Origin of the sequence: Stenotrophomonas sp. SrG (assembly GCF_050031795.1) — a bacterium.
GTDB classification, from domain to species: domain Bacteria; phylum Pseudomonadota; class Gammaproteobacteria; order Xanthomonadales; family Xanthomonadaceae; genus Stenotrophomonas; species Stenotrophomonas rhizophila_A.
In genome coordinates, this window is record NZ_JBNBBE010000750.1 from 1 (window position 1) to 246 (window position 246).

The following is a 246-nucleotide window of genomic DNA, read 5'->3' on the forward strand; positions in this document are numbered from 1 at the left end:
CCGGGCCAACCAGCTCCAGCACGGGCGCCAGCTGGCTGGCGATGCCGTCTTCGGTCTGGCCAGCCTCACGCTGCTCCAGGGTTTCGCCCACGCACAGCACCGGCACCTGGCCGGCATGCACGGCGGCGGCGAACTTGCGGGCCACCAGCTCGCTGCTTTCATTGTGGTACTGGCGGCGCTCGGATTGGCCGACCAGCCCATAGCGGGCACCGACGTCGGCCAGCATGGCGGCGCAGACTTCGCCGG

The 246-nt window shown here is 71.1% G+C and carries 1 protein-coding gene; it reads right to left on the minus strand.

Going from position 1 to position 246, the window contains the following annotated elements; all coding sequences use genetic code 11:
• Window positions 1–246 (minus strand): triose-phosphate isomerase (locus ACQG3P_RS21565; protein ID WP_426806195.1); only part of this gene is annotated, 246 nt, incomplete at both ends.